Raw genomic sequence first — 19,706 nt, 5'->3', positions numbered from 1 at the left:
ACCGCGCGGCCGATGAGCTTTTTCGGGCCTGGCACGGGTACCCTCAGAGGAGCCCGTGCTTGCGCAGGCGGTATTCCAGCCGTGCCCGCGTGAGGCCAAGGCGCCGGGCGGCGGCGGAGATGTTGCCTTTTTCCTGCGCCAGCGCATCACGGTAGAGCGCCTGTTCCTGTGCCTCGATCTGGCCAAGCCCTTCGCTGCGGGCCGGAAGCTGGGCGGCGCCGGGTGCGGTGTGCAGCACAGGCACAGGACCCGTCGGCCTCTCGCTGCCTTGAAACACGTGGTGCAGGCCGATCAGGCCGTTGTCATCGGCGAAGACCACGCCACGTTCCACAAGGTTCTGCAATTCGCGGATGTTCCCGGGAAAATCATAGGCCAGCAGCGCGTCCATGGTGCTGCGGCTGAAACCGGCGATGGCCTTGCCGTGCCTCTCCCGGAACTGGTCCAGAAAATGGGCGCAGAGCAGGGGGATGTCATCGCGCCGTTCCCGCAGTGGGGGAATGTGGATGGGACAGACATTGAGGCGGTAATAAAGGTCGCGCCGGAAGCGCCCGGCAGAGACCTCCTGCGCCAGATCCACATTGCTGGCCGCAACGATGCGCACGTTTACGGGAATGGAACGGGTGCCACCCAGCCGCTCGATGGTGCGCTCCTGAATGGCGCGCAGCAGCTTGCCCTGCGCGGAGAAGGTGAGGGAGGCGATCTCATCCAGAAACAGGGTGCCGCCCTCCGCCCGCTCGAAGTAGCCGGGACGCGCCGCAACGGCGCCGGTGTAGGCGCCTTTCTCCACGCCAAATAGCTCGGACTCCACCAGATTGTCCGGAATGGCGGCGCAGTTGATGGCGATGAAGGGGGCCTTGCTGCGCCGCCCGAGCTGGTGCAACTGGCTGGAAAACAACTCCTTGCCAACGCCGGATTCTCCGATGAACAGAACGGTCGCATCGGTTGCTGCGACCTTTTCCAGGAGATGGCTGGCGCGCTGGAAGCTGGCCGAGACGCCGACCATGCCGCTCGGGCCCTGGGGGCAGGTTCTGCCGTGGCCGTTTCCGCTACCGGGCTTTTGGTGTTCGCGGCCGCACTGCGCCCGCGCCAGGAAAGGCCAAAATACTCATGCTCCGGTGCATCCTTGCCCCATGCCGCAGCATCGTGCCCGACGACGAGGCAGTGCGGTGCGCCCATGCCGGCGCATTCGATCTCGCGGAAGAACACCGGGTGGCCGAGAATGCGGCTGGTGTAACCGGAAGGCACGCCGGTCTGCATCCAGCACACGGGCTCCTGCGCAAGGCCATGGCTGGCGTGATGCTCAGCAGCCTCGGAAGAGTCCTCCCAGACGAACTCCCCGTGATAGGTGCCTCTGTCCGCATCAAACTCGAAGTGGCGTGTCGTCACCTTGACGAAGCCCTCCATCGTGTGCACGCGGGGGCCTGCGGCCAGAAGCTGGGTGATGCTGGCTCCGGCAAAGCGGTCCAGCACCAGCTCCGCCGCACGTACACCTTGCAGATAGCCGATGCGCATCAGCAGCGCCTTGGCCCGCTCCATGCCCAGCGTATCGATCAGCTCCGCCCGCAGCGCACCAAGTACCTGCGACTGGATCAGCACCATGCGCTGGTCGTTGAGCCAGATGCGTCCGTCGCCGAGGGCAAAGAGCAGCGAATGTGCCAGATCATCCAGCGTTGGCGGGGCGGCAGTGGGCAACTCGCTGAAGGCCCCGCGCCGGATCATCCGGCCCGTGCGGGCTGAAGCTTCCGCAAGGGAAATCAGATGGTCGGGTGCGCTCATGCGTTTCATGTTTTCATGAAATTTTGGGGCCGTTCAACAAAATTATGAAATTTCCCGAATGCCGCGCGACAGCGCGATCGCCGTTTCTCCTTAAAAAATCATGTGTTTCAGAGGCTTCGCCAGCGTGCCGGGTGCGGGGCAGGTGTGGCACGGCCCTTGCGTAAGGGAAACGACGGTCATTTGAGGAGATGGCCTGGTGGCGGGAGTTGCCAAGAGGAATGCGGCATGGGCGGCGCGGCAGGGCAAGCCTGTGGCGCCTCCGGCCAAAGGGAGGACCTGATCATGAATATGCTGCACGCCGGATTTCTGAAGCCGGGAAGCTGGAGCGGACGTATCTTTGACGGCAGCTGGTCTGTTTCCGCTGCCGGGACGCTGACTGTGCGCGAGCCTGCGACCGGAGACGTGCTGGCTGAAACCGGGCTTGCCGGACCGCAGGAGGTTGTCACCGCGGCCAAGGCCGCCGCTGCTGCGCAGAAGGCCTGGGCGGCTGTGCTGCCGCAGGCCCGCGCCGCGATCCTGAACCGGGCGGCAGATCTTCTGGAGCAGAACGGTCAGGAACTAATCCCGTGGATCATGCGCGAAAGTGGCTCGGTCGAGGCAAAGGCGGGCATAGAGATCGAACATGGCGCCCAGTTTCTGCGCCATGCGGCCTCGCTGGCTACCACGCCCATGGGCCTGGTTTTGCCAACGATGGATGGCCGCACAAGCCACGCCCGGCGCCTGCCACATGGGGTGGTGGGTGTTATTTCACCGTATAATTTCCCGCTCGTTCTGTCGGTAAGAGCCATCGCTGCGGCGCTAGCGGTGGGCAATGCGGTGGTACACAAGCCCGACCCGCGCACGCCCATTTCCGGCGGCATCATCATTGCCCGGCTGTTCGAGGAAGCAGGACTTCCCGCCGGTGTCCTGCATGTCCTGCCTGGCGGCGCGGAAGCGGGTGAGGCCATGTGCAAGGACCCGAACATTGCCATGATCTCGTTCACCGGCTCTGCGGCAGGTGGAGCGAAGGTGGGAGAGGTCTGCGGCCGCCACCTCAAGAAGGTGCAGCTGGAACTTGGCGGAAAGAACGTGCTGATCGTTCTGGAGGATGCGGATGTGGACGTGGCCGCCTCCAACTGTGCCTGGGGCGCCTTCCTGCATCAGGGGCAGATCTGCATGGCGACAGGTCTGATCCTTGCTCATGAAAGCATTTCGGAGTCGCTGGCTGCGATGATCGCGACCAAGGCGCACCATCTGCCGGTGGGTGATCCTGCCTCCGGCCGTGTGGCGCTGGGGCCGATCATTTCCCCAATCAGGTGGAGACGATCCAGCACATCGTCGATGACGCGGTTGCCAAGGGGGCGGCTTCTGGCGGGCGGTACTGCGGATGGGCTGTTCTATCCGGCAACCGTTTTGGCGGGCATCACGCCGGACATGCTGGCCTTCCGGGAAGAGCTGTTCGGTCCTGTGGCCTGTATCATGAGTTTTGCCAGCGATGAGGATGCTGTCCGCCTTGCGCAGGACAATGACTACGGCCTGTCCGCCGGCATCTTGTCGGCCAGCACCTCCCGCGCCATGGCCATCGGCAATCAGCTGCGCACAGGCATGCTGCATATCAACGACCAGACCGTGAATGGCGGGCCTTTTGCCCCCTTTGGCGGCTTCGGCAAATCGGGCAATGGCACCCGCATCGGTGGGCCTGCCGACATCGAGGAATTCACCCAGTGGCAATGGGTGACCGTCCGCGATGAGGCCCAGCCTTACCCGTTCTGACATTCCTTTTGCCGGGCGCTGCCTGCCCTCAGCTGGCAGCGCCCGGTTTTCCCAGGTGATGGAGATGATCATGAAAATCAAGGCAGCTGTCGCCCGCGAGGCGCGCGCAGATCTTGTAATGGAAACGCTGGATCTGGAAGAGCCGAGAGCGGAGGAAATTCTGGTGGAGGTGGTGGCCACGGGTGTGTGCCACACCGACATCGTGGTGCGGGATGGCATGCTTCCCACGCCGTTGCCGGTGGTTCTGGGGCATGAAGGCGCCGGCATCGTGCGCAGCACCGGCAGTGCCGTCACCAAGGTGAAGGCCGGTGACCGCGTGGTGATGACGTTCAACTCCTGCGGCTATTGCGAAACCTGCAAGGAGCATCAGCCAGCCTATTGTTACGAGTTCTTCCCGCGCAATTTTTTGCAACCCGGCCTGACGGTTCGACGGCCTTGTCGAAGGAAGGCGAGCGGGTGCATGGCAATTTCTTTGGTCAGTCCTCCTTTGCAAGCCATGCCATCTGCAATGAAAGGAATGTGGTGAAGGTGCCGGACGGCGCGCCGCTGGAGCTTCTGGGGCCGCTTGCCTGCGGCATTCAAACCGGGGCCGGTGCCGTACTCAATGCGTTGAAAGTGCCGGAGGGCAAGAGTTTTGCCGTATTCGGCGCCGGATCTGTTGGCCTTTCCGCTGTCATGGCAGCCAAGGTGGCCGGAGCGCGGACCATCATCGCGGTGGATCTCAATCCGGCCAGACTGGAGCTGGCGAAGGAACTGGGCGCAACCCATGTCATCAATCCCAATGCGGAAGATGCCACAGCGGCGATCCTCGCCCTCACGGGCACGGGCGTGCACTATGCGCTCGATACCACAGGCCTGCCGCCGGTCATCCGCTCGGCCGTGATGGCGCTTGCCAATGCCGGGACCTGCGGCATTCTCGGTGCGTCCGGGCCGGATGTGGAGCTGCAGATCAACGAGATGCATTTCATGAGCGGCGGGCGGCGGCTGATGGGCATCGTGGAAGGTGAGAGCGAACCGGATGTGTTCATTCCGCATCTGGTCGATCTCTACAAGAAGGGGCTTTTTCCCTTCGACAAGCTCATCACCTTCTTTGAGTTTGACGAGATCAACGAGGCCATCCATGCCTCCGAAACCGGCTCGGCCATCAAACCCATTCTGCGGATGAAGTGAGGAGAATGCTCGCTTCGTTGGATGTGAGATGAAATTTGGGGGCCGTCTTCACGCGCGTGAGGACGGCCTTTTGCATTTGACCGGAGTGCGTCCGGTTCAGCCACCCGGCTTATTTTTGCGGGTGGGCTGTGGCCCACGCGCAGCTTTCTTGCGCTGGCTGCAACAGAGTTTTCCGGAATGCGCGATTTATTCCGGAAGATCAAAGTGCAAGCCTGACCTTGCAGCATGTTTCACCGGCAGGTGATCCCATCGACAAGCAACAAGATCCACGCGGGAAAAAGTAATTTTCTTCCGATGCTGGCCCATGTCCAGAGGTTTATCATGAAGTTCACCCGTTCTCTGCCGCGTCTGGCGGCCCTCGCATTGACAACGGCACTTGTGGCAGCAGCGCCGGCACAGGCGGATACCGTTTCTCTGGATCTGCAGAGCGCCTGGCCTCTGACCATGCCGGCCAGCGGCCAGAATGCAGAATATTTGGCGGAGAAGCTGAATGCGCTCTCGGGTGGCAGCCTCAAGGTGAAGGTTTACTCTGCCGGCAAACTCGTGCCGCCACTGCAGATTTTCGATGCCGTCCAGCAGGGCTCGCTGGATGCGGGTTACACCTCACCGCTTTATGTGGCAGGCCGCTTTCCTGCGGTTCAGCTCTTCGGTGGCATCCCCTTTGGTCCGGATGTGCTGACGCATGCTGCCTGGATCTACAATGGCGGCGGCCGGGAGATCTGGTCGGAGATCTATGCAAAGCAGGGCGTCGTGACCATCCCTTGCGGCCTGATGGAGCGGGAAGCGGGCGGCTGGTACTCTTTCGAGATCAACTCAGTCTCTGATTTCAGCGGCAAGAAGTTGCGCTTTGCCGGACTTGCGGGCGAAACCATGGTCAAGCTCGGCGCATCCATCGTGCTGCTGCCAACCGGCGAGATCTATCCGGGTATGGAGAAGGGCGTGATCGACGGCGCGGAGCTTTCCATGCCTGCCATCGACGTCACCGTCGGGCTCGATAACGTGGCGAAGAACTACTACCTGCCGGGCTGGCACCAGCCTGCTGCCATGAACGAACTGATCATCAATCAGGCCAAGTGGGACAGCATGGACGAGGCCCAGAAGGCGGCCATCGAGGAAGCCTGCAAGGCGACGAACCTGCGCTCCGTCATGTCAACCCAGACCGCCAATGCGGAAGCCGTGAAGGGGTTTGAGGCAAAGGGCGTGCAGGTGCGCCAGTTCCCGCCGGAGGTGCTGGAGGCCATCAAGGCCAAAGTCGACGAGGTGATGAAAGAGCAGAGCGAGAAGGACGCGGACTTCAAGCGCGTCTGGGAATCCGTGTCTGCCTACCGCGCCTCGACCGAAGCCTGGGCTGCCCGTCAGTAACAAGAGGGTTTGCGCGGGCGGCAGACTGCTGACGGTCTGCCGCCCGTCCGCCTTCATTGCAACGGGGCTGTCCTCATGCATTTCGTCGAAGTGGTGGACCGGCTCAGCCGGTCGGTGGGGCTTGCGGGGGCGCTTGTGCAGCCGCTGCTGATGCTCACCATTCTGGTCAATGTGCTGCTGCGGTATGTCTTCAATCTCGGCATGATCGAGCTTGAGGAACTGCAGTGGCACATGAATGCCGTTGTGGTCATGTGCTGCCTGGCCTGGGCCTACCAGCGCAACATGCATGTGCGGGTCGATGCGCTGCACGGGCGCATGGGAGAGCGGGGCAGGGCGCTCGCCGAAGTCCTTGGCGTCCTCTTCCTGCTGCTGCCCTTTGCCGGGTTCCTTACCCTGAATTCCTGGAAGATCTTTGAATATTCCTGGCGCCTGAAGGAGGGCTCACCCATGCCTTCCGGCCTTCCGGCCCGCTATATCATCAAGGGCGTCATGGCCGCAGGCTTTGCCCTTCTCTTCCTGCAGGGGCTCTCCGTGCTCCTGAAATCCCTTGCCGTTCTGATCCGCCCCGGGAGGTCCGCCGATGGGCGTTGATGCGGTCTTTGTCTTCCTGCTGTTCTCCACCTTCATGGTGGTGATGTTCTCCGGTTATCCGGTCGCTTTCGTGCTGGGCGGGGTTGGTGTCCTGTTTGCCGTGCTCGGCAGCATGCTGGATGCCTTTGCCTTTGAGGCGGACATGGCCTCCATCCGCATGCTGGGCTTTGTCGCCAACCGGACCTTCGACACGCTGTCCAGCTATTCACTCATTCCCATGAGCATGTTCATCTTCATGGGGCTGATGCTCGACCGCTCGGGCATTGCCGAGAAGCTGCTTACCTCCATGCATGGGTTGCTGCGCCAGGTGCCGGGCGGGCTTGCGGTGTCGGTGGTGCTCATTGGCGTCGTGCTGGCAGCCTCGACCGGTATTATCGGTGCCTCCGTGGTGCTGCTGGCCACCATTGCCATGCCGGCGATGCGGGCGGCGGGCTATGATGACCGGCTGAGCCTTGGCACCATTGGAGCGACCGGTTGCCTCGGCATTCTCATTCCGCCGTCGATCATGCTTGTGGTCATGGGCGATCAGCTGCAGATCCCGGTGGGAGACCTGTTCAAGGGCGCCATCGTGCCAGGCCTGCTGCTGGCCGGTGCCTATGTTGTCTATATCGTCACCGTGGCTCTGATCTGGCCCGAGAGAGCCCCCAAGGGACAAGCGGGCGGCGCGGAAACAGTGACCTTTGGCGAACTTGCCGGCGCGCTGGCCGCGCCACTGCTTCTGGTCATTGCGGTGCTTGGCTCCATCGTTCTGGGCATCGCTTCTCCGACGGAGGCCTCCGGCATCGGGGCAGCCGGGGCAACGCTGCTGGCCATCAGGTCCGGGCGGTTGGGCTGGAAGGGGTTCGTTGAAGTCTGCGAGGCAAGCGGCCTGACCACGGCCTTTCTCTTCGCGCTGATCTTCGGCGCCTCCTGCTTCTCGGTGGTGCTGCGCGGCTATGGCGGGGACGAGGTGATTGCCGATGCCCTTCATGCCATTCCGCTGCCGCCGGAAGGCACGCTGCTGCTGATCCTCTTCATCCTGTTCCTGCTGGGCTTCTTTCTCGACTGGATGGAGATCATCCTCATCATTGCGCCGCTGGTGATGCCGGTGCTGACCGCCATGGGCCATGATCCGGCCTGGGTGGCGATCCTGATGGCAGTCTGCCTTCAGACATCCTTTCTCACGCCGCCGGTCGGCATGGCGCTGTTCTATCTCAAGAACACGGTCCCCGACACGGCCATCGGCACCATCTACCGTGCGGCGGTGCCTTTCGTGCTGTTGCAGATGGCGGTGCTGGCTGCCTGCATCATCTGGCCGCAACTGGTGCTGGGGCTTGCGGGCATGAAGTGACATTGAGAGGGGAGAGTTTACGCGCCGCCGGTAATCCACTCATCCCCGTCATCGCCGCTCACCTCTTGTGCCGCCCGGCGCTGCCCCTTGGCCGCGCTGGGCGGTTCGCCTTTCCAGCCCCGGTATGCGCGCCAGAAGACGGTGCCATCGGCATAGCCCAGACTATGGGCGATCTGGGTGACGCGGGCATCCCTCTGGGTCAGCTGATTGGCCGCCAGCTGGATGCGGTGCTCCCTGACCAGATCGCGCAGTGAAGTGCCTTCTTCTGCCAGGCGCCGCTGCAGACTGCGCGCCGACATGTTGAGTTCGGCTGCCAACGCGGTCAGCGTCACCGGTTTCTGCCCAAGATAGAGGCTGATCCGGTTGCGGATGCGGTCCGTCATTGTCTGGCTTTCATCGCCCTCATCGCCAATAAGGTCGGCAAGGTGATGCTCCAGAATGGTGACAAGCTCCCGGTCCTCGCTGCGGTAAATCCGTGTGGCATCATCCCGGCTCATGATGATCCGGTTGCTGGCCTGGCGGTAAAGCACGGGAGCACGGAAAATCCGCTGTAAAAGCTGCGGGTTGGCGCCTTCCGCATGCTCGAAATGCACTTCCAGAGGCTTCCACTCCGGCGAGAAACAGGACCGCACCAGCTGGGCGCAGGCGGCCAGCGTATACTCCGCATCCTGCCGCCGCGGCCACATGTCCGGATCTTGCAGCCGGTAGGTCCAGACCAGATCTCCATTGACCTCGAACATGTTGGATTGGGTGCCGCTCTGCAGGGCCATGACGTGGCTCGCCAGGCGCTGAAAACCGGCGGAAATGCTGGGGGAAAGCGAAAACAGAACGCCCATTGGCCCCATATCGGCGGGCTGCACGCGCAGCGCCAGTTTCAGCCCCAGATCCGGGTCCTTCAAATGGACCGCAGCCGCCTCGAACAGGGTCACATAGCGGCCCAGCGGCAGCACCGAATAGGGGTCGGAAAGCTGCGTCCGGGTGATGCCATATTTGGCAATGAACTCCTGAATATTGCTGCCCTGATCTGCAATGTGCTTCAGCAAGGGCGTTAAGACAGAGGCACGCACTGACTTTATTTTAGGCGCTCTTCCCATGCAGGAATTTCCCTTACGCAGATTTACGGGAATGTGGCGCATATTATCGGAAGTTTGACGCATAGTGCAATGGGACTGGCCCGGCGTGCAGTCATACTTGAAGAATAAAAATGAACTTCCAGGGGTAAAAAACATGACGATCGACGCGAATACTCGCGCCGGCGGAGAGGTGCGGCTTGCCCGCAACTCGGTCGGGTTGGCGCATATTGTCTTCTTTGTGGTTGCGGCGGCTGCGCCTTTGACGGCCGTGGCAGGGGCTTCACCGGTGGCTTTCGCCTTCGGAAACGGGGCCGGAGTTCCCGGCGCCTTCGTGCTGGCGGGCCTTCTTTACATCATCTTCTCGGCCGGTTTCACGGCCATGAGCCGCCATGTCGGCGGCGCAGGCGCCTTCTATACCTATATCTCACAAGGACTTGGCAAGCCGATGGGTGTCGCTGGAGCCGTCATGGCGCTGGTGACCTACAGTTCGGTGCAGATCGCCGTCTACGCGCTCTTCGGCGTCTTTACGGCAGGCGCCATGGCGGGGCTCGGGCTGGAAGCGCCCTGGTGGGCATGGTCGCTGGCGGCCCTTGCGGTGGTCCATCTCTGCGGTCAGCGCAACATTTCCTTCTCCGGCAAGATCCTTGGCGTCGCCATGGTGCTGGAAATCGCCATCCTCCTGATGCTGGATGTGGGCATCCTGTTGCGCGGCGGTGGCCCGGAAGGACTCAGCCTTGAGAATTTCGCGCCGGCCGTCGTGTTCTCTCCGGGGCTGGGTGTGGCACTGGTCTTCGTGATCGGTTCTTTCATTGGATTTGAATCGACTGCCATTTTCGGCGAGGAGGCCCGTGATCCGGACCGCACCATTCCGCGTGCAACCTATGCTGCGGTGCTGCTGATCACCGGCTTCTATGCCTTCTCCACCTGGGCCATCGCACAGCACTACGGCTCGTCCATGATCCAGCAGACGGCAGAGGCCGGTCTTGAGACGCTTTATTTCAATGCCGCTGCCGATGTGCTGGGGCCTTGGTCGGTCACGGCCATGGAGATCCTGCTTATCGTGTCGCTGTTTGCCTGCGTCCTGTCCTTCCACAACACGCTGAACCGCTACTTCTTCGCCCTCGGCCGTGAGGGGCTGATTGCGAAGATCTTCGGCAAGGTCAGTGCCGCGCATGGCTCGCCGGCAGCCGCTGGCTGGCTTCAGTCGGCGATTGCCGCAAGCATTCTCATCGCCTTCATCATCGGCGGCGCGGATGCCTATGCGGTGGTGTTCTCCTGGATGTCGGCCCTTGCTGTGCTGGGCATCCTGATGGTGCAGTTCCTCGTGTCGCTGGCCATCATCGCCTACTTCCGCCGCCAGCACGGCCATGAGCACAGCATCCTTGTCACGCTCATTTTGCCGGCCTTGTCTGTGGTGGGGCTTGGTGGCGCCATCCTGCTGGTCAGCAGCAATCTGGAGCTTTTGTCGGGCAGTGACAGTGCACTGGTTCAGTCCTTCCCGGTCCTCATCGCCCTTTGTGGTCTTGCCGGGTTCCTGTTCGCCTGGCGCATGAAGACCCGTCAGCCGGATATCTACAAGAACCTCGGCGCAGTCTTCGAGTGATCCCGTCCTGCCGGGCGGTCTGCCATCGAGCCCGTCCGCCCGGCCACTGAATCCGAACAAACAAGAATACGGAATCCATCCAAAGGAGGAGCAGAAGATGCTCGACAAAACATCCAACTTTATCCGCGAGAACAACACGCGGCACCAGTTCCACCCGATGATCCATCCGCTGATCTCTCAGGCCAATCCGCCGCAAATCATCGTCTCGGGCGAAGGCTGCTATGTCACCGACATTGATGGCAAGCGCTACGTGGACGGTTTCGGCGGCCTGTGGAACGTCAACGTTGGCCACAACCGCCGTGAGGTGAAGGAAGCTATCATCGCGCAGATGGACCGCATTTCCTATTATTCGTCCTTTGCCGGCACCACCACACCTCCCTCCATCGAACTCTCGGCCAAGGTCTGCGACATGGCAGCCGAAGAAGAAATGGACAAGGTGTTCTTCAGCGCCAACGGCTCGGATGCGGTGGAGACCGCGCTGAAGCTCGCGCGCCAGTACTGGCAGCTCGCCGGGGAGCCGGGCCGCTACAAGTTCATCTCCATGAAGAATGGCTATCACGGGGTGCATTTCGGCGGCGTCTCCGTCAACGGTTCGCCCTATTACAGAGGTGCCTACGAGCCGCTGCTGCCGGGCTGCACGCAGATCGACACGCCCTGGACCTACCGCAATCCCTATACGGAAGACCCGGAAGAGCTTTCCGAAATCATCGCCCGCCTGCTGGAGCGCGAGATCTACCATCAGGGACCGCAGACAGTTGCCGCCTTCATTGCCGAGCCCGTTCAGGGTGCGGGCGGCGTGATCGTGCCGCCGGCCTCTTTCTGGCCGAAGGTGCGCGAGATCTGCGACCGCTACGGCGTGCTGCTGATCGCTGACGAGGTCGTCACAGGCTTTGGCCGGTCGGGCTCCATGTTCGGCACGCGCGGCTGGGGCGTGAAGCCGGACATCATGTGCCTCGCGAAGGGCATATCCGCCGGTTATGTGCCTCTGGGCGCAACCGTGCTGAACCGCCGCGTGGCTTCGGCCTGGTACAAGGACGTGACGCCGGCCGGCTTCCTGATGCACGGCTACACCTCCACCGGCCACCCGCTCGCCTGTGCCGCAGCTCTGGCGGCGCTCGACATCGTGGAACGGGAAGACCTGCCCGGCAATGCCACCCGTATGGGCAAGGTGCTGCTTGAAGGCCTGAAGCCGCTGGAAGGGGTTTCCTCGATCATCGGTGAAGTGCGTGGCAAGGGCCTGATGGTCGGCATCGATCTCGTCGGTGACAAGAAGACCCGCGCGCCGCTGGATCCGTCAAACGGCATTGCCGAGAAGGTGGCCTTCTACGCGCGTCAGGAAGGCGCGATTGTCCGCCCGGCTGGCTCCACCATCATCCTCTCGCCCCCGCTCGTCATCGGCGAGGAGGAAATCTCGATCCTCGTTGCCGCACTCGGCAAGGCCTTTGCCAAGGTCGAGAAGGAACTCTGATCCCGCGCATGAAAAAGCCCCGCCGGAGCAATCCGGCGGGGCTTTTCTTCACGCGTCCGGCCTGTCACATCATGCGCGGCACGAACAGGACGATGGCGGGGAAGGCGAGGATCAGGGCAATGCGGCCCACATCCACCGCGACGAAGACGCCAAGACCCCGGAAGATGGTGCCAAGGCTGACGTCACGCACCACCGACCGCAGCACGAAGGCGTTGAGGCCGACAGGCGGAGTGATGTAGCTGACCTCGGTCACGATCACCACATAGATGCCAAACCAGATGAGGTCGAAGCCGGCGGCCGCGACAATCGGGTAGAACACCGGAATGGTGAGCGTAATCATGGACAGGCCCTCCAGCACGCAGCCGAGCAGAAGGTAGATGGCGGTGATCATCAGGATGATCAGAACCGGATGGTTGCCCACCGAGTTGAGCATCGCCTGAATATCCTGCGTCATGCCGGAAAGGTTCACATAGTTTGTGAAGGTCAGGGCCCCAAACAGGATGAAGAACATCACGGCTGTGGTCTTGGCCGTTTCGTAAAGCGTCAGGACCGTCTGGCGCAGGTTGAGCCGCCGCTGGATGATGACGAGCAGGAAGGCGCCAGCCGCGCCCATACCGGCACTTTCTGTCGGAGTGAAGACGCCCAGATAGATGCCGCCCATGACGAAGACGAACAGCAGCATGGCACCGCTGATGCCTTTCAGTGATCTGATGCGGTCCATCAGCGGCAGTTTCGGTTCCACCGGCAGATCCAGCTTGCCAAGACGGACAGAAATGACCACCGCAAGGGCATAGCCGAGGATGCCGATAATGCCCGGCACGATGCCGGCCAGGAACAGCTTGCCGATGTCCTGCTGGGTCATGATCCCGTAGAAAACGAGGATCACCGACGGCGGAATGAGAATGCCCAGAGTGCCGCCCGCTGCAATGGAGGCGGTGGAGAGCCCGTCCGGATAGCCATACTTGCGCATGGAGGGCAGGGCGATCTTTGCCATGGTCGATGCAGTGGCAAGGGACGAGCCGCAGACGGATGAAAAGCCGCCGCAGGCAAAGACAGTCGCCACAGCCAGTCCGCCGCGCCGGTGCCGCAGCCAGGCATAGGCAGCGTTGTAGAGATCCTGCGCGATGCCCGACTGAACGACGAAGTTGCCCATCATCAGGAAGAGCGGAAGGATCGAGAGGGAGTAGCTGCGGCTGTTGTCAAAGAAGGTCTGCCCCAGGAGGGAAAGGGCCGGATTGAGACCGATGATGGCGACCGTCCCGGCGGTGCCGACAGCGGCCAGCGCAAAGCTGATCGGGATACCGGCGGCCAGAAGAGCGAAGAGAATGAGGATACCGATTTCCCAGTGGTTCATTCGGACCTCCCGGCCTGCTCCGGAATAACGCAGGCAACGGCTTTCGCGACAAGAATGAGGGCGGCAAGCCCGGTGAAGATCGAAACGAGATAGCCAAGCGGGGCGAGCGGGATCTGCAGGCTGATGGTAGTGCCGCCATAGGAGCCGACCTGTGCTGCGGCAGCCCAAAGACGCCAGCCGATGACGCACAGAATGGCAGCGGAGGCGAGCGCGACAACGGGTCTGCGCAGTTTCTCGACCGCCCAGGGCAGACGGGCGGTCAGCATGTCCACGGTCACGTGGTCGTCATCCAGCGTTGCGGCTGGAAGGCCGATGAAGATCACAGCTGCAAGCAGCATTTCGGTCAGTTCGGTGGCGCCCTGAACAGGGGACGCGAGAAAGTAGCGGCCGACCACATCGGCCACGGTGAGCAGCATCATGGCGGTCAGCATGACGGCACAGATCACTGCAAGGCCCATCCGGAACCAGGTCAGGCCCGCGCTGCGCGCAGGCCTTTCCCCGATGATGGGCGTCTTCTGGACGCAGGTGCTCATTCAGAAGCAGCCTTCGCGATTTCGGCCTTCAGCATCTCATAGGCAGCAGCACCATCGACGCCGCTGGTGGAGACTTCCGCAATGCGCTTGTCGATCACCGGCTGGAACTTCACCTTGAGGGCCTCGACCTCTTCCGCCGTTGCCTTGTGCAGGGTGATCTTGCCTTCCATGGCGCTGCGGCCGGCTGCATCGACCGTATCCCACATCTTGCCGGCACGGCGGACCAGCGGCTCGCCGATGACGGTCTCGATGGCTTCACGGTCCTTCGGGTCCAGACTGTCGAACTTTGCCTGGTTCATGACGATGAACATGGTGGTGTTGTAGAGGCCGCCAGGGAACTCCAGGCCCTGATCCAGAAGCGGGATCAGGTTGAAGAAGTTGACGGATTCGAAGGGGAAGAGAATGCCGTCGGCAATGCCCTGCGACAGCAGTTCATAGGCCTTGGAGGAGGGGCCTTCGACAGGCACGGCGCCAAGGCCCGTGGCAAGGTCATGGGCCAGGGTGCTGCCGACGCGCACCTTCTTGCCAGCAATGGCTTCCGGCGAAGTGAGCTCACCGCCCTTCATGAAGATGGCGCCCGGACCATGCGTGAACAAAGCAAGAACTTTGACGCCTTCATATTCATTGGCGTCCTTCAGCATCTTCTCATAGGTGCGCCAGTAGCCGATGGAGACGGCTTCCGCGCTGTCCCCCAGAAATGGCATCTCGCCCAGAACGGCGGTCTTGAAGCGGCCCGGTGTGTAGCCGTTGACGCTGTAGGTGATATCGGCCACGCCATTCTTGGCAAGATCGAAGGCTGCGGGGGAGGCGCCAGGGGAGCGGGCAGGATCTGTACCTTGACGCGTCCTTCGGTGACGCGCTCGATATCCTCTGCCATCGGCTGCATGAGCTGGGTGACCTGCGGGTGGCTGGGCGGCAGCCAGCTGTTCAGCGTCAGCACGGTCTGTGCAGAGGCCGCGCCGCTCATCAGGCCAAGTGCCGTTGCGCCGGCAAGTGCAAAATTTGTGATCACGTTCATTTTCATCTAATTCCCCTCTGGTATATTGTTGTGGCTGCAACCGGCAATCGGCTCACTACGACCGCCGCTGTTCGGAGGCTTTGCGCCCCTCGAAACCTTGGAAAGACTGGCCATGACTGCATCCGACACCGCTCACGTCTCTCAGGCCGCCGAGGCCGCCCTCAATGAGGGCGAGCAGGCTGTGAAGCGGATGAAGCGGAACTGGCCATTTTATTGGATTTCCCGAGTGAACGGGCGTTACGTGCAGGTGCTGGAACGGCGGCTGAAGCCCATCGATCTCGACATGCCGCGATGGCGCGTGCTGATGTCGCTGCACGAAGATGGATACCTCAGTGTCTCCGAGATTGCCGACTACAGCGTGCTCAAGCTCAACACCGCCACGAAGATCGTGCAGCGCATGCTGGCCGATGGTCTGGTTACCACCCGTGTCCGTCCGACGGATGGCCGCGTCACCGAAGTAACTCTGACACCCAAGGGCGACGAGATGCGCCGCCGCGCCCTCATCGAAGCGGACAAGATCCTCGCGGCTTCCTTCATCAATATTTCCAGCGACGAGCAGGCCGCGCTCAATGGCCTTCTGGAGAAGGTCTTCGACCGTCTGGGAGAGATCTGAGCGCGCCGCCTGTTCTGCCATCGCTTACCTCGCTGCCGCTTCAAGCTGGTGGAAGGCACGGCTGAACCAGATCAGCCCTTCCGGCGTGCCTGACCACAGCCGGGTTGCGGCCACCTCACAGAAGAGGACGGAATGGGTGCCCTTCTGCTGACGGTCGATGATGCGGCAATCGAAAGCCACGGCTGCACCCTGAAGAACGGGGGCGCCCGTCTCCAGTGTGTCCCAGCCTGCCTGCGAGAAACGGTCTTCGCCCGTCCATTTGGTGAAGGCCCGTGACAGATCCCGGTGCCCGGGCCGCAGCACATTTACGCAGAGCGTGCCATTGGCCAGAAAGGCGTCATGGGCATAGGCGTTCTGGTTGATGCAGGCCAGCAGCATGGGCGGGCTGTCCGTCACCGAACAGACGGCCGAGACGATCATGCCGTGGCGCCCGGCCGGGCCATCGGTCGTCACCAGATTGACGGCGGCTCCCAGGCGGCTCATGCCTTCGCGGAAGGCCGAGATTTCCGGGGAAATTGGGGTCTCGGTCATGACTTTCCTCCTCAGATGTCGAGTACGAGGCGGGGGAGGCGCGTGAGCAGCAAGCGCAGATCATCGAGCCCTCTTCCTTCTCGCCGTCGGTCAGGAACTGGTCGCGGTGATCGGGTGTGCCCTCCAGCACATCCGTCACACAGGTGCCGCAGACACCTTCCTCGCACTTCACCTCGATCTTCACACCCGCGCGGGCAAGCGCCTTGGCAATTGTGTCCTCGGGGCCAACCGTCACGGTGACGCCGGACAGGCGCGCTTCCACCTCGAAACTCTCGCCTGTGGTGTCCACATCTGCGGAGAAATACTCGCGGTGCACGTGTGAAGGGGCATGGCCCATCGCCTCGGCACTGGAAATCACCCAGTCCATGAAGCCCTGCGGGCCGCAGACATAAAGGTGCGTGCCAGCATCCGGCTGCGGCAGATCACGCGGCAAATGCAGGCGCTGGGCCTCGTCTTCGTCATCATGATGGAAGACAACCCGGTCCGCCCAGGGGCTTGCCGCAATCATGCTGCGGAACGCCGTGATGCCGGCCGAACGGGTGCAATAGTGCAGGGTGAAATCCCGGCCGATGGCATGCAGGCGCTGGGCCATGGCCAGCATCGGTGTGATGCCGATGCCGCCACCGAACAGCACCGTGCAGGTGGCGCTTTCCTCCAGCGGAAAGTGGTTGCGCGGTCCCTCGATCCTGAAGCGTGCGCCGGGTGCCGCCAGCCGGTGGACCGCTTCCGAGCCGCCACGGCTTTTCGGGTCCTTCAGCACGCCAATCTCGTAGGCCGTATTCGTGGCAGGGTCCGAGCAGAGCGAGTACTGCCGCCACAGGTCGAGGGTGCCGTCCTGAAGGTGGATGTCGAGATGGGCTCCAGCCGTGAACGGGGGCAGGGGCTCCCCGGCCGGGCTTGCCAGCCGCAGGCGGACGATGTTGCCCGGCTCCTCGATCCGTTCGGTGACGGTCAGTTCAAGCGTCTGGTTCGGACTGATCGCGTTCATCGCATATAGATCCCGCCGTTGACGTCCCAGCAGGCGCCGGTGACGAATGCTGCATCAGGGCCGGCCAGAAGTGCCACGAGCCCGGCCACGAAATCCGGATCTCCCAGTTTCCCAACCGGGATATTGGCCAGCGCACCGGCCATCTTCTCCGGGGTGATCACCGAGCGCACCATCGGCGTGTCCATGGGGCCCGGCGCGATGGCATTGCAGGTGACGCCGAAGGGGCGAGATCACGTGCGAAGATCTTCGTCAGCGTCAGGATCGCGCCCTTGGAGGCAGCATAATGCGCGCCGGTGGCGGTGCCGCCGTTCTGGCCCGCGAGCGAAGCCATGTTGATGATCCGGCCATAGCCGCGGTCGCGGAAATGGCGGCCGAAGATCTGGCAGCCGGTGAAGGTGCCGCCCGCATTCACCGCCATGATGGCGTTGAAGTCGGCTGGATCGATCTCCAGAACGGGCTGAACGGCGGTGCGGGCAGCATTGTTGACCAGCACCTCGACTGAGCCCCAGCGCTCGACACTGCGGTCGAGGATGGTCTGGAAGTCGGCCGGCTTCGTCACGTCCAGCGTGCCGATGACCGCCGTCTCCCCGGCAAGGTCAAGCTCCTGCGCCAGCGCTTCGGCAGGGCCGGGATCCACGTCGGTGATGACGACGCGGAAACCAGCCTTGTGCAGGGCCCGGACGGCAAGGGCACCGAAACCGGTGGCCCCGCCCGTCACGACGGCTGTCTGGATCTTTTCAGGGAGCGGCGCTGCCATCAGAACAGATAGCTGAGCGCAGTCAGCTCCCCGTCAGAGTTGAGCAGCGTTGCCACCTTGTCGCGGATGCGCAGGCCGTTTTCGGTGCGCAGCAGCACATAGCGCAGGTTCGCGCCAAAGAAGCGCTGGCGGCCGAACTTGTCCTCGATCAGATGCTGTGCACAGCGCAGCGTCACCGTCTCCCCGTCCTGCGCCTCGATGACGAAGCGCGAGACGGTGCGGATGGTCTGTGCCGGGGGCGCGGAGGAGATGGAGAAACCAGCCTGGAAACGCTCGATCCGCATCTTGCGCATCTTGGCGTCGTCGTAGCACAGGTTCAGCTCGTCCTCGTAATTGCCATCCGGATTGATCGGCATGATGTAATGGCCATCGCCAGCCCACAAGGCGAGCCAGGCATCATAGTCCTTGCGGTCCAGCAGCTCGGCCTCGGTCCAGACGAATTCGGCGATCTCCTGCAGTGTCACTGCGGATGTGATGGTGCTCATCGAGTTCATTGGTCCATCATCCTCTTCCACATCTTGTAGGCGGCGCGCATTCCGGTTTCCGCGCTTACGTGGCCACGCGGACCATGCTCACCGGGCACTTCATCGACAATGCCGCGATTGACGAGGATCGGCAGATCCTCACCGCCCAGCGTGCCGCGCTGGACGCGTTCCCACACCTCCGCATCATCGGGCGAGCCGAAGCCGAGCGGCCCCTGGAAATGCTCGTGCAGACGCAGGCGCATGCGGTTGGCCGCCACCGGGCCACCGTCCATGCCGAGCGCGATGTGCCGGATGCCGGTCTCGCGCACGTTGATCGGGCGCAGTACACGGAAGAACGACAGGGAGAAGGAGACATTCGGGAAGAGGTTCAGGTTGAAGCCCGCACCGCCCACCGCACGCACGATCTTGCGCACCTGATCTTCCGGATAGCCTTCGTCCCGCAACTCCTGTGCCAGCGCTTCAAAGCGCTGCGGAATGGCCGCGTCGAGATTGTCGTCGAGGTCGACGAGTTCCGGCATCATCACCATCACCGAATGGCCGTTGCCGAGATCTTCCACGAAGCCTTCGCCCTCAAGGAAGGTGAAGGTGGCTTCCGCTTCCTTGTCCAGTGACTGCAGGAAGGACTTGTGCACCACGGGGAAGTGGTAGGCGTCGGTGGTGTTCTCCAGCTGGATCTTCCAATTGCCGGGGAAGGTGAACTGATGTTCGCCCAGCACCTTGATGGGGAAGCCGCCGCCCTGCTTCATGAACAGGTCGATCCACTTCTTCGCACCGGCAAGGAAGCTTTCCAGCGGCTCGATGTCCTCGTTGAAGGTGGCGAAGATCATGCCCTGATAGCTTTCCACCCGCAGCTTCTTCAGGCCGTGAGCGTCCTTGTCGAAGTCCTCGCCATACTGCTCCGGATAGGGCAGGCCGCGCAGGGAGCCGTCGAGGCCGTAGCCCCAGCCGTGATAGGGGCACTGGAAGGACGAGGTCTTGCCCTTCTTCACCTCGCAGACCGTTGCAGCCCGGTGGCGGCAGCGGTTGACCATCACGTGGATCTCGTTCTTGCGGTCCCGCACCACGATGACCGGCTGGCGGCCAACCCAGGAGCGGACAAAGGAGCCCTTGTCAGGGATTTCGGAAGTGTGGGCGACCCACACCCACGTCTGGCCGAAGATGCGCTCCAGCTCTTCCTCGAAAAGCGCCTCGTCCTCGTACATCGGTGTCTTGACCCGGTCGAATTCGACCAGCTCACCGGGTTGCGGTTTTGTTGCGGCGATAGTCATCTGAGCTCTTTCCTCTGGTTTGTTTCGGTGACCT

General features: G+C 62.4%; 17 protein-coding genes and 3 pseudogenes. 9 read left to right on the top strand and 11 right to left on the bottom strand.

Going from position 1 to position 19,706, the window contains the following annotated elements:
• Positions 1-43: 43 nt before the first annotated feature.
• Both ACQB61_RS09625 and ACQB61_RS09620 read right to left on the bottom strand, forming a co-directional pair.
• The gene (locus tag ACQB61_RS09625) at positions 44-1,003 is read right to left on the bottom strand and encodes a sigma-54 interaction domain-containing protein (protein WP_430512456.1); all 960 of its coding nucleotides are present in this window, start codon (positions 1,001-1,003) and stop codon (positions 44-46) included.
• 203 nt (positions 1,004-1,206) lie between these two features.
• A pseudogene (locus ACQB61_RS09620) lies at positions 1,207-1,719 on the bottom strand (XylR N-terminal domain-containing protein); the annotation flags it as partial.
• A 339-nt stretch (positions 1,720-2,058) separates the two neighbouring features.
• Here ACQB61_RS09620 and ACQB61_RS09615 point away from each other — a divergent pair.
• The 5 genes and pseudogenes from ACQB61_RS09615 to ACQB61_RS09595 all read left to right on the top strand — a co-directional run bounded on the left by ACQB61_RS09615 (position 2,059) and on the right by ACQB61_RS09595 (position 7,981).
• Positions 2,059-3,528, top strand: coding sequence for a benzaldehyde dehydrogenase (locus tag ACQB61_RS09615; protein WP_430512455.1), 1,470 nt, complete (start codon positions 2,059-2,061; stop codon positions 3,526-3,528).
• A 70-nt stretch (positions 3,529-3,598) separates the two neighbouring features.
• Positions 3,599-4,698 (top strand): annotated as a pseudogene (locus ACQB61_RS09610) (NAD(P)-dependent alcohol dehydrogenase).
• A 321-nt stretch (positions 4,699-5,019) separates the two neighbouring features.
• The gene (locus ACQB61_RS09605) at positions 5,020-6,060 is read left to right on the top strand and encodes a TRAP transporter substrate-binding protein (RefSeq protein ID WP_430512454.1); all 1,041 of its coding nucleotides are present in this window, start codon (positions 5,020-5,022) and stop codon (positions 6,058-6,060) included.
• 75 nt (positions 6,061-6,135) lie between these two features.
• The gene (locus ACQB61_RS09600; RefSeq protein WP_430512453.1) at positions 6,136-6,651 is read left to right on the top strand and encodes a TRAP transporter small permease subunit; all 516 of its coding nucleotides are present in this window, start codon (positions 6,136-6,138) and stop codon (positions 6,649-6,651) included.
• Positions 6,641-7,981, top strand: a complete 1,341-nt coding sequence (locus ACQB61_RS09595; RefSeq protein ID WP_430512452.1) for a TRAP transporter large permease — start codon at positions 6,641-6,643, stop codon at positions 7,979-7,981. Before ACQB61_RS09600 ends, ACQB61_RS09595 begins: the two co-directional genes overlap by 11 nt.
• A 17-nt stretch (positions 7,982-7,998) precedes the next feature.
• Here the strand turns inward: ACQB61_RS09595 and ACQB61_RS09590 are convergent, their stop codons facing one another.
• Positions 7,999-9,075: an AraC family transcriptional regulator gene (locus ACQB61_RS09590; RefSeq protein WP_430512451.1), complete on the bottom strand. Its 1,077-nt coding sequence runs from the start codon at positions 9,073-9,075 to the stop codon at positions 7,999-8,001.
• A gap of 133 nt (positions 9,076-9,208) precedes the next feature.
• Between ACQB61_RS09590 and ACQB61_RS09585 the strand changes: the two genes are divergently transcribed.
• The gene (locus ACQB61_RS09585) at positions 9,209-10,657 is read left to right on the top strand and encodes an APC family permease (RefSeq protein WP_430512450.1); all 1,449 of its coding nucleotides are present in this window, start codon (positions 9,209-9,211) and stop codon (positions 10,655-10,657) included.
• A gap of 97 nt (positions 10,658-10,754) precedes the next feature.
• Positions 10,755-12,125 carry an aminotransferase class III-fold pyridoxal phosphate-dependent enzyme gene (locus tag ACQB61_RS09580; protein ID WP_430512449.1) on the top strand — a complete coding sequence of 457 codons (1,371 nt, stop codon included), beginning with the start codon at positions 10,755-10,757 and terminating at the stop codon, positions 12,123-12,125.
• 64 nt (positions 12,126-12,189) lie between these two features.
• On the opposite strand, the gene ACQB61_RS09575 is transcribed toward ACQB61_RS09580, so the two are convergent.
• The 3 genes from ACQB61_RS09575 to ACQB61_RS09565 are packed head-to-tail and all read right to left on the bottom strand — an operon-like array spanning position 12,190 to position 14,785.
• Positions 12,190-13,479 carry a TRAP transporter large permease gene (locus ACQB61_RS09575; RefSeq protein ID WP_430512448.1) on the bottom strand — a complete coding sequence of 430 codons (1,290 nt, stop codon included), beginning with the start codon at positions 13,477-13,479 and terminating at the stop codon, positions 12,190-12,192.
• Positions 13,476-14,012, bottom strand: a complete 537-nt coding sequence (locus ACQB61_RS09570; protein ID WP_430512447.1) for a TRAP transporter small permease — start codon at positions 14,010-14,012, stop codon at positions 13,476-13,478. The genes ACQB61_RS09575 and ACQB61_RS09570 overlap by 4 nt, the downstream gene beginning before the upstream one ends.
• Entirely contained in the window at positions 14,009-14,785 is a 777-nt protein-coding gene (locus ACQB61_RS09565; RefSeq protein WP_430512446.1) for a TRAP transporter substrate-binding protein, read from the bottom strand. The genes ACQB61_RS09570 and ACQB61_RS09565 overlap by 4 nt, the downstream gene beginning before the upstream one ends.
• A gap of 63 nt (positions 14,786-14,848) precedes the next feature.
• Between ACQB61_RS09565 and ACQB61_RS09560 the strand changes: the two genes are divergently transcribed.
• Together ACQB61_RS09560 and ACQB61_RS09555 are read left to right on the top strand one after the other, a co-directional pair.
• A complete protein-coding gene (locus ACQB61_RS09560; RefSeq protein ID WP_430512445.1) occupies positions 14,849-15,040 on the top strand; it encodes a hypothetical protein in 192 nt (63 codons plus the stop codon).
• A gap of 102 nt (positions 15,041-15,142) precedes the next feature.
• Positions 15,143-15,643: a MarR family winged helix-turn-helix transcriptional regulator gene (locus ACQB61_RS09555; protein ID WP_430512444.1), complete on the top strand. Its 501-nt coding sequence runs from the start codon at positions 15,143-15,145 to the stop codon at positions 15,641-15,643.
• A 24-nt stretch (positions 15,644-15,667) separates the two neighbouring features.
• Here the strand turns inward: ACQB61_RS09555 and ACQB61_RS09550 are convergent, their stop codons facing one another.
• From ACQB61_RS09550 to ACQB61_RS09530, 5 genes and pseudogenes are all read right to left on the bottom strand, one after another.
• The gene (locus tag ACQB61_RS09550; protein ID WP_430512443.1) at positions 15,668-16,096 is read right to left on the bottom strand and encodes a flavin reductase; all 429 of its coding nucleotides are present in this window, start codon (positions 16,094-16,096) and stop codon (positions 15,668-15,670) included.
• Positions 15,981-17,162 carry a PDR/VanB family oxidoreductase gene (locus ACQB61_RS09545; RefSeq protein ID WP_430512442.1) on the bottom strand — a complete coding sequence of 394 codons (1,182 nt, stop codon included), beginning with the start codon at positions 17,160-17,162 and terminating at the stop codon, positions 15,981-15,983. The genes ACQB61_RS09550 and ACQB61_RS09545 overlap by 116 nt, the downstream gene beginning before the upstream one ends.
• Positions 17,159-17,919: pseudogene (locus ACQB61_RS09540) on the bottom strand (SDR family NAD(P)-dependent oxidoreductase). Before ACQB61_RS09540 ends, ACQB61_RS09545 begins: the two are co-directional and overlap by 4 nt.
• Positions 17,919-18,413: an aromatic-ring-hydroxylating dioxygenase subunit beta gene (locus ACQB61_RS09535; RefSeq protein WP_430512441.1), complete on the bottom strand. Its 495-nt coding sequence runs from the start codon at positions 18,411-18,413 to the stop codon at positions 17,919-17,921. The pseudogene ACQB61_RS09540 and the gene ACQB61_RS09535 overlap by 1 nt, the downstream one beginning before the upstream one ends.
• The gene (locus tag ACQB61_RS09530; RefSeq protein ID WP_430512440.1) at positions 18,410-19,672 is read right to left on the bottom strand and encodes an aromatic ring-hydroxylating oxygenase subunit alpha; all 1,263 of its coding nucleotides are present in this window, start codon (positions 19,670-19,672) and stop codon (positions 18,410-18,412) included. The genes ACQB61_RS09535 and ACQB61_RS09530 overlap by 4 nt, the downstream gene beginning before the upstream one ends.
• Positions 19,673-19,706 lie beyond the last annotated feature (34 nt).

The organism is Pannonibacter phragmitetus (assembly GCF_050510895.1).
Taxonomy (GTDB): domain Bacteria; phylum Pseudomonadota; class Alphaproteobacteria; order Rhizobiales; family Stappiaceae; genus Pannonibacter; species Pannonibacter phragmitetus_B.
This window is presented reverse-complemented; position numbering and strand designations above follow the sequence as displayed.

Coding starts and splice junctions, on each gene's coding strand:
- ACQB61_RS09595 (WP_430512452.1), top strand. CDS start 6,641: ATGGGCGTTGATGCGGTCTTTGTCTTCCTGCTGTTCTCCACCTTCATG.
- ACQB61_RS09615 (WP_430512455.1), top strand. CDS start 2,059: ATGAATATGCTGCACGCCGGATTTCTGAAGCCGGGAAGCTGGAGCGGA.
- ACQB61_RS09600 (WP_430512453.1), top strand. CDS start 6,136: ATGCATTTCGTCGAAGTGGTGGACCGGCTCAGCCGGTCGGTGGGGCTT.
- ACQB61_RS09530 (WP_430512440.1), bottom strand. CDS start 19,672: ATGACTATCGCCGCAACAAAACCGCAACCCGGTGAGCTGGTCGAATTC.
- ACQB61_RS09625 (WP_430512456.1), bottom strand. CDS start 1,003: ATGGTCGGCGTCTCGGCCAGCTTCCAGCGCGCCAGCCATCTCCTGGAA.
- ACQB61_RS09570 (WP_430512447.1), bottom strand. CDS start 14,012: ATGAGCACCTGCGTCCAGAAGACGCCCATCATCGGGGAAAGGCCTGCG.
- ACQB61_RS09590 (WP_430512451.1), bottom strand. CDS start 9,075: ATGGGAAGAGCGCCTAAAATAAAGTCAGTGCGTGCCTCTGTCTTAACG.
- ACQB61_RS09575 (WP_430512448.1), bottom strand. CDS start 13,479: ATGAACCACTGGGAAATCGGTATCCTCATTCTCTTCGCTCTTCTGGCC.
- ACQB61_RS09545 (WP_430512442.1), bottom strand. CDS start 17,162: ATGAACGCGATCAGTCCGAACCAGACGCTTGAACTGACCGTCACCGAA.
- ACQB61_RS09585 (WP_430512450.1), top strand. CDS start 9,209: ATGACGATCGACGCGAATACTCGCGCCGGCGGAGAGGTGCGGCTTGCC.
- ACQB61_RS09580 (WP_430512449.1), top strand. CDS start 10,755: ATGCTCGACAAAACATCCAACTTTATCCGCGAGAACAACACGCGGCAC.
- ACQB61_RS09605 (WP_430512454.1), top strand. CDS start 5,020: ATGAAGTTCACCCGTTCTCTGCCGCGTCTGGCGGCCCTCGCATTGACA.
- ACQB61_RS09555 (WP_430512444.1), top strand. CDS start 15,143: ATGACTGCATCCGACACCGCTCACGTCTCTCAGGCCGCCGAGGCCGCC.
- ACQB61_RS09535 (WP_430512441.1), bottom strand. CDS start 18,413: ATGAACTCGATGAGCACCATCACATCCGCAGTGACACTGCAGGAGATC.